This window comes from Alkalispirillum mobile (assembly GCF_003664325.1).
Lineage (GTDB): Bacteria > Pseudomonadota > Gammaproteobacteria > Nitrococcales > Halorhodospiraceae > Alkalilimnicola > Alkalilimnicola mobilis.
Map to the genome: position 1 here is coordinate 78,624 of NZ_RCDA01000006.1, position 7,378 is coordinate 86,001.

4 protein-coding genes and 2 pseudogenes are annotated in these 7,378 nt (G+C 66.0%); all 6 read right to left on the reverse strand.

The window, feature by feature from the left end; all coding sequences use genetic code 11:
* Positions 1-800, reverse strand: a pseudogene (locus DFR31_RS13265) (hypothetical protein); the annotation flags it as partial.
* Between the two features lie 19 nt (positions 801-819).
* Positions 820-1,044: a hypothetical protein gene (locus DFR31_RS13270; protein WP_245971202.1), complete on the reverse strand. Its 225-nt coding sequence runs from the start codon at positions 1,042-1,044 to the stop codon at positions 820-822.
* 115 nt (positions 1,045-1,159) lie between these two features.
* Positions 1,160-2,491, reverse strand: coding sequence for a hypothetical protein (locus DFR31_RS13275; protein ID WP_121443176.1), 1,332 nt, complete (start codon positions 2,489-2,491; stop codon positions 1,160-1,162).
* A 19-nt stretch (positions 2,492-2,510) separates the two neighbouring features.
* Positions 2,511-5,951 carry a toxin VasX gene (locus DFR31_RS13280; protein WP_211328315.1) on the reverse strand — a complete coding sequence of 1,147 codons (3,441 nt, stop codon included), beginning with the start codon at positions 5,949-5,951 and terminating at the stop codon, positions 2,511-2,513.
* Positions 5,948-6,865 carry a DUF4123 domain-containing protein gene (locus tag DFR31_RS13285; RefSeq protein ID WP_121443177.1) on the reverse strand — a complete coding sequence of 306 codons (918 nt, stop codon included), beginning with the start codon at positions 6,863-6,865 and terminating at the stop codon, positions 5,948-5,950. The genes DFR31_RS13280 and DFR31_RS13285 overlap by 4 nt, the downstream gene beginning before the upstream one ends.
* Positions 6,862-7,378, reverse strand: a pseudogene (locus tag DFR31_RS13290) (DUF2345 domain-containing protein); the annotation flags it as partial. The gene DFR31_RS13285 and the pseudogene DFR31_RS13290, both read right to left, overlap by 4 nt.

Sequence of the window (7,378 nt, forward strand, 5' to 3'; positions counted from 1 at the left end):
GGGTCGGGCGGCATCAGGGCGAAGTTCCAGCCAAAGCCCGTCACCCCGCCGGCGCTGAGGCTGGGGTTGAACCCGCAGACCGCGATCACGTCCTCCCAGGGTACGAGCACCGTCTGGCGCTGCTGGCCGACCAGCTTGCGGCAGAAGTCATAAAAGTGGGGGTAGAGGGGAAGAAAGGCCAAAGAGGCGATGTGGATGAGCACTACCTTGAGTGGGAAGGCCGTTTCCGGATTCGTCATCCATTCGAACACGTCCCCAAAAACCATCATGCCGGTCGGCATGGCAATGGCACCGGAAATTGCCATCAACCACATGTTGGTCGGATCGGGCAGCCAGAAGCGCCTTCCCGGGGCATCCACCACGAAGGCCACCTCGCGGCGTTGTCGGTGCAGGCGAATGGGCGGGATGCGCTTCAGTACGACATCGGGATAGAGAATGCCCGCGAAGAGAGGAAATAATAAAGCCGCATAAACCGCTCCCAGCCAAAACGTAACGGCTTCAAATGGCAGCCATCCCTTGATGACGGCCATGAGCAGAATAATTATCCCGAAGGCCGTCATTGCGGTCAGCCCAACACTAAAGACATGCCCCGTAATCAGGAGGCTATCAAGGCTGGCGCCCTGGCGCAGGTCCATCGTGGCCTCGTCGTGGCGCACGTCGATATGGGCCACGTCCACCCCGTGTTCGCTGTCGGTGGGGACCGGCAGGGGGCTGAGGCAGTACTGCTCACCGCCGGCGCGGCTTTCCCGCTCGCCGGCGCGCATGGGGGGCAACGGTTGGTCTGTGGTCGGTTTGGGCATGCGGGGTTTTCCCTTGTTCTTATGGCCAGGGCGTCAGGGGCATGTCCGGCCAGTTGCCCACCTGATGGCGGGTGAGGCGGCGATCGCCGAGGGCGGCGAGCTCCTTCCACGCGTCGGAGAGCGACGTGCCGCGCCGATGCAGCCGGAATACCCGGGTGGTGCGCTCCTCGGGGCCTTTCGTCCGGAGGACCAGGCGGAACTCGCGGGAGTCCGCCAATGCTTCCGGATCGAAATGGTAGTGCACGGCATAGCTAGAGCCCCGGCTGGTGCCCCCCTCGGGGCATTTCGTGCGGATGACCCGGCCGAACGGGCGGTAGAGTTTGAGGCGGTAGTGTTGAGCCTGTGCATGGTTGTTCCGGTCAGGGCGCGTTGGCGGCGAATGGCAGTGTGGGGTAGGCCTTGCGCGGTGGCGGCTCGACCTTGATGCCGAAGCGGTCTTCGACATTGCCCAGTTCGACGAACGGCTCGCCGCGCTGGTAGGCGGCGCGCAGGTGTTCGCTGAGCTCGGTCAGGGGTCGGGAGGGCCGGGCCCACTGGGCCTTGGGCAGCGGACGGGACCACTCGGCGAGCCAGTCCCTGGGTACGGCCCGGGGCAGCACATGCTTCATGCGGTACTCGGTGTACCAGTGGGCGAAGCGGGCATGGTTCCACCACTGCTCGCGGCGGAAGCGCTGCCAGCGGCGCTTGTCGTGGGTGCGCTCGTAGCGTTCCCGCTCCCGGGCCACCTGGGCGTCGTACCATTCCACGCCCCACTCCCGGGCCGAGGGCGTGATCGCCTCGGGCCCCTCCTCCATGAAGCGGCGGATGTACTCCCACTGGGCCAGTGCGCCGGGCAGGCCGCCGACCCCGACGATGATGCCGGCCCCGGGCAGGGTGTAGCCGGGTCGTTCGGGGTCGGGCGGCATCAGGGCGAAGTTCCAGCCGAAGCCCGTCACTCCGCCGGCGCTGAGGCTGGGGTTGAACCCGCAGACCGCGATCACGTCCTCCCAGGGCACGAGCACCGTCTGGCGCTGCTGGCCGACGAGCTTGCGGCAGAAGTCATAAAAGTGGGGGTAGAGGGGAAGAAAGGCCAAAGAGGCGATGTGGATGAGCAGTACCTTGAGTGGGAAGGCCGTATCCGGATTCGTCATCCATTCAGGCGATTCCGCTATGAAGATGAGCCCTGTTGATGCAGCGATGGCACCGGAAATTGCCATCAACCACATGTTGGTTGGGTCGGGCAGCCAGAAGCGCCTTCCGGGGGCATCCACCACGAAGGCCACCTCCCGGCGTTGTCGGTGCAGGCGAATGGGCGGGATACGCTTCAGTACAACATCGGGAAAGAGAATGCCGGTGAAAAAAGGAAACAGCGAGATTCCGTAAGTAACGCCCACTCCGCCTACTACCAGCTCCAGGGGCAGTGACCCCTTGTATACGGCACTCAGCAGGAATACGAGCGCCAGTCCGGCCAAAAATGTCATGAGCCCACTGGCAACATGCCCCGTAATCAGAAGACTCTCAGGGCTAGCACCCTGGCGCAGGTCCATTGTGGCCCCGTCGTGGCACATGTCGATGTGGGCCACGTCCACTCCGTGTTCGCTGTCGGTGGGGACTGGTAGCGGGCTGAGGCAGTACTGCTCACCGCCGGCGCGGCTTTCCCGCTCGCCGGCGCGCATGGGGGGCAACGGTTGGTCTGTGGTCGGTTTGGGCATGCGGGGTTTTCCCTTGTCCTTATGGCCAGGGCGTCAGGGGCATGTCCGGCCAGTTGCCCACCTGGTGGCGGGTGCGACGGCGATCGCCGAGGGCGGAGAGCTCCTTCCAGGCGTCGGAGAGCGACGTGCCGCGCCGATGCAGCCGGAATACCCGGGTGGTGCGCTCCTCGGGGCCTTTGGTGCGGATGACCAGGCGGAACTCGTGGCAGTCGGCCAATGCCTCGGGATCGAAATGGTAGTGCAGGGCATAGCTAGAGCCCCGGGTTTCGAGCTCGGCATGTTCGAGTAAGTCCCGGGTCATTCCCTTGAGGTGCGGGGTGACGCCCCAGAGGCCCACTGCAAGGTTTTCGGCACTGGGGGCGTCAAGCCCGGGCAGCCCAATGCGGATGGCGAGGTCAGTTGCTGCCGGGCCGGGTCCCGGGCCGCCATGGGGCTCGGCCTGCCCCTGGCGCTCCACCCTGAGATCGGTATCGCCCAGTCGGGCCAGTTCCCGCTCGTGGGCCTCGCGATCCCAGCCTGCGTCCTCTCGCCCCCAGTGGCTGCGCTGGCACCAGCGCTGCACGGGGCTCAACGAGAAGCGATTGGCGAGCGCCTCGCCGATGATCCACAGCGCGGTGCCGACCGCCACCACCCAGCCCGCGGGGCCGGCGAATTTGAGCAGCAGCAGTCGCCAGGCAACGGCGGACTTGCCCAGTATTCGGCCAAGGGCGCTCATTCCGCCGATAAAGAAGCCACCACCGAAGACTCCGACGGCACCTGTAAAGGCAACCTGTGAGGCCCGTCGCTCGGCGTCGGTATCCGCTCGGCCGATACGCTGATATTGCCTGTAAGCCTCGAAAGCACCTGCTAGGCCACCCAGGCCAGCAACTATACCCATCGCCCCATTGGCCACCCTGGCCCAGCGCTCCAGTTGCGCGGGGCTGCCGGCGGCGGCGCGGGTCTCGGCCAGGGCCACCTGCTGAAAGCCGCGCCCCTGGTAGAGGGTGCGGTGGCGGGCGTCGATGATCATTTCCCGTATCGCCATGATGCTTGCGGCCGCCCCTGTCGCATGAGAGCCCGTCGCGAAGGCGTGCTCCATGAGGTGCTCTTCGCCCCAGGAATCAAGCGTATTGCGCAGGGCTACGCCCGCCATGATCATGCCCAGCACGGACAGGCTGCCATTGACCAGCACCCCCAGGCTGTGGCCCGTGGAGACTTCACCCTGCTCGTCGCGCACCAGGGTGTTCAGGGTGGCGTGCAGGGTGGCTCTTGGCTGGCGGGCGATTTCCCGGTCGGCGGCACGTTCCGCCAGGGCCGCACGGGTAGCGGCCATGCTGAGGCCGCCGACCTTGAGGGCGTGGCCGTTGTCCTGGTCGATCGGGAAACTGTGTTCGGCGAGCGCGTCGAGTGCTTCGCCCAGCAGGCGTTGGTGCCGGTTGATGTCCGCCTGGGCCTTCCGGATCTTGCGGGCGTTGAACTGGTCGGCCGCCCGGCGATGGGCCTGGCGGGTGCCCCGCCTTGAGGCGCGCGCCATCTCCTGTTGGCGTTCTTGCCGGAGTTGTTCGAGTTCCTGTTCCAGCGCGGTCAGCCGGGTCATGGCCGTATCGGTGTCCTCCAGCGCCTGCTGGATGCGGCCGAGTGCCGATTGATCGGGGATGTCCCAGCCCAGCTCCAGCAGGCCCAGGCGTTCGGCGAACATCAGCCTTTGCCCTTCCGGCAACCGGGAAGCGAGGGCCGCGATGCGTGGCCCGAGATCGATGTCCTGGACCTCGTCGAGCAGCGTGTTGACGACGGCCTGCCCCAGCAGCTTCTCCTTGAGCTGGACTTCGCCGGCGATGGCGGTTCGGGCTTCGTCGGAAAGGCCCGCCACGCTGCGAAAGCGAAGCCCGGTCTGTTGCTCCACCGTATCCCGCCACTGCTGGTAGCGGGCCAACGCGCCTTCGGCGCCGATCAGTGATGCCGCTTGGGACAGGGCCTTCTGGATGCCACTTCCTTGTGACAGGAACGTCTCGATGAACGATTCGGTAGGCACGAAGTGCATCAGGTGCGCCGTTGCCGGGGCGTTGCCGGCGTAGTAACGCGCCAGGAAGGCCTCCTGGCCGCAGGCCAGCAGCGTTTCCACGGCCTGCTTCTCCAGCAGGCAGGCCAGCACGATGTGCTGCTCTTCCTCTCGGTCGAGCAGCAGCGCCTGGGAATGCCAGTTCTCCAGAATGGCCGCCAGATCGGTGCCGATGCTTTGATAGTCGTGCTGCCACTGCGCCTCGAATCGATCGGCATGGGCCAGGTAGTCCGCCATCTCGCTCTGGCGGATCACATCGACGATGCCCTTGGGCGCCAGGGCGTAGTGGCCGCCGATCACCTCGCGGAAGTGATCCCGCTCAGCGCGCTCGACGAAGTCTTCCACCTGCCCGGGCGTGGTGCCCAGTCTTTCGGCCAGTTGTTCGCTCAACGCCGTGATGTCGTCTTCGATCGGTGCCAGATGCCTGGCAATATGCCCCGGGTGCCCGCCGGAACTGGCGACCGCGTCCTCGCGGGTTTCGCGATGCTGGGCAAAGAGCTCGGCAAGACGCTGGAGGTCATCCCGCTCGGTATCGCCTGCATTCCCCAGCCAGTCGGGGATGTTGCCCTCCCCCGCATTGCCGACGTGAGGCTCGAAGTTCAGCGTCATCAGCCCCTCTATGGTTCGGGCGGCGAAGAGCGGGGTTTCCTGCTCGGCAAGCCAGTTGCCCTGCTGTTCCGCCAGGCAGGCCCAGGCCTGGGCCAGGTCCTTGATGCGCCCGGCGATGTCGTCGACCAGCAAGCAGGCACTGTCCTGCTGGTAGCCTCCCTGAATCGCCGCCTTGATCTCCGCGGCACGGGCAAGGCGCCATTCGCCGTGTTCGCCTTCGGTTTCGCACCAGGGATAGCTGCCCGGGTCGAGGGGCTCGCCGCTGTCCGGGTCCGGGGCGGCCGGCGTCGGGCGAGGTTCACCGTAATCGTCCGCCAGGACATCCTTCAACGCTTCGGGGTCCAGCAGATGGGCGGTGCCGTTCCCCGGGCAGTAGGCACCTACATTCACCCGCGTCATGACCTGATCGCGAAAGGCCGCCTGCCGCAGCATCGACTGATGCACGTCGGTGAGCTCCACCGGGCTGAACAGCACCTGGATGCTGCCCCTGCGTTCGATGATGATCGGATCACCGCTGCCATCGGGTTTGACCCGGAAGACCTGCAACTCGTCCGGCGCGGAACTGTGGACCAGGTAGAGCCAGCCCTCACGGACCGGACGAACGCCGCAACGCCGGAAACGGCCGTCGTGCAGCGGGGCAAAGCCCGGAGTGTCCGATGCCCGCTCCGCCTCCGATGACTCGACCAGGGCGTAGCGCACCGGAACCAGTTGCAGGTCGCTTCGCGTAATGGGGCACAGGCCCTGTTCCTCACCCGGGTCGTTGTCGTTCTGACTGTCGGCGACGCGGTTGGCGGCTTCCAAGTTGCTACTCATGCACTGTTCTCCCTGCTCGCAAGCCGCTGGGCCTCGGCGAGGGCGGCCTTGAGTCGTGCCATGGGGGGACGGTTGTCGGTTTGGTTCAAGAGGCGAGCCAGCTCCGGCATGCGCTGTTGATCCAGGGCAGCCTGCCCGTGGGTACCCAGGATGTTGGCCATGTAGTAGTGGGCGCGGCGGCCTTCGAAGCCCAGGTGCCGGGTGATATTGATCACTTGCCGGGCGCTGGCGAGCGCCGTCCCGCACTCCCTGAGCAGTGGGCCGTTGGCAAAATACGTCTCGAGGTGTTGCGCCAGCTCGCCGGCAAACTGCTGCCGAGCAATGCGGCTCAGCGACTCGAGATGTGCCGGCTGCAGGTTGAAGCGCTTCCGTGGTGGTGTCGGTGCCCCGGGGTGACTGTCATTCGGGGCGCGTGCCACATATCGCCAGGTGACGTTGCCGTCTTCGGTCGTGGGCAGCCATAGCGCTTCTATCACGCCAAGGAGAGGGCTTTGGGATGGCTCGGGTTCGGCCTCGAGCAGGCACTGCATGACCCGGGGTGAGGCCACTCGCAGAATCTTCTCCCCCTGCCCGGGGTGCTCGACGAATAGCAGCCAGCGGAGGTGCTCCGCCACTTCGGGCAACGAGGCCTCGCTGGCCATGAGCCAGCCCCAGCCTACCGCCGCACCCTGTTCCATGAAGGGTTTCCAGAGCGGGGTGTCCGCTTCCAGGGCCACCAGACATGGCGAAAGGTTTCGACACTCCGCCAGCGGCGTGTGCAGGTACAGCGGCTCATGGCGAGGGGTATCGAGCTGCTGGTAGAGCCAGCGCTCCAGCGGTTCCAGTGCGATGCCGTCGAGCAGCAAATAATGCGTCCCGTTATCGATCGCTACCTGTGATGGTGGTGTGCCAACGGGCAGAGTGGTTACGGTCATGTCTGCCCCTGGTCATCGTCGGCCGGTGTGCAGGGCTGTGTAAGCGCCCTTTCCCGGCGCAGGGCGGCCTCCTGGCGAACCGATTCAATGCGTGGTCCGTCCAGCTTCGTGCGCACCTGGGAAGCCGCAGGTTCATCCTTTTTCGCTTCCTCTGGCAGTGCAGGTGTTTGGGCGGCCTGGCCGGACCCGGCACTCGGGCTGCCACCGGAGTTCATGCGGATGCCCGCGCCGCTAAGGGTGATGCCGGCCGGGTCGATCTTGATGAAGCTGCCCCCGGCCTGGAGGGTGATCTCGGCACCGGCTTCGAGGACCAGGTTCATGCCGGCAACCTGGTGGATCTCCCTGCCGGCCTCAATCAGTTGAGCGGTCCCGAGATTTTGGTGCAGGGTGCCGTCCACCGTGAGGTGCTGATCGCCCCCGGTGCGCTCGCGCCGTTCGCCCTGGACGGTGAGGTGCGCATCGCCGCGCACCTCGGCCAGCCGGTCGCCGTGCACGGTGAGGTGGCTGTGGCGC

Bases quoted from the DNA above. Each gene is read 5' to 3' on its own strand.
- DFR31_RS13280 (WP_211328315.1), bottom strand. From the start codon at position 5,951: ATGAGTAGCAACTTGGAAGCCGCCAACCGCGTCGCCGACAGTCAGAAC.
- DFR31_RS13275 (WP_121443176.1), bottom strand. From the start codon at position 2,491: ATGCCCAAACCGACCACAGACCAACCGTTGCCCCCCATGCGCGCCGGC.
- DFR31_RS13285 (WP_121443177.1), bottom strand. From the start codon at position 6,865: ATGACCGTAACCACTCTGCCCGTTGGCACACCACCATCACAGGTAGCG.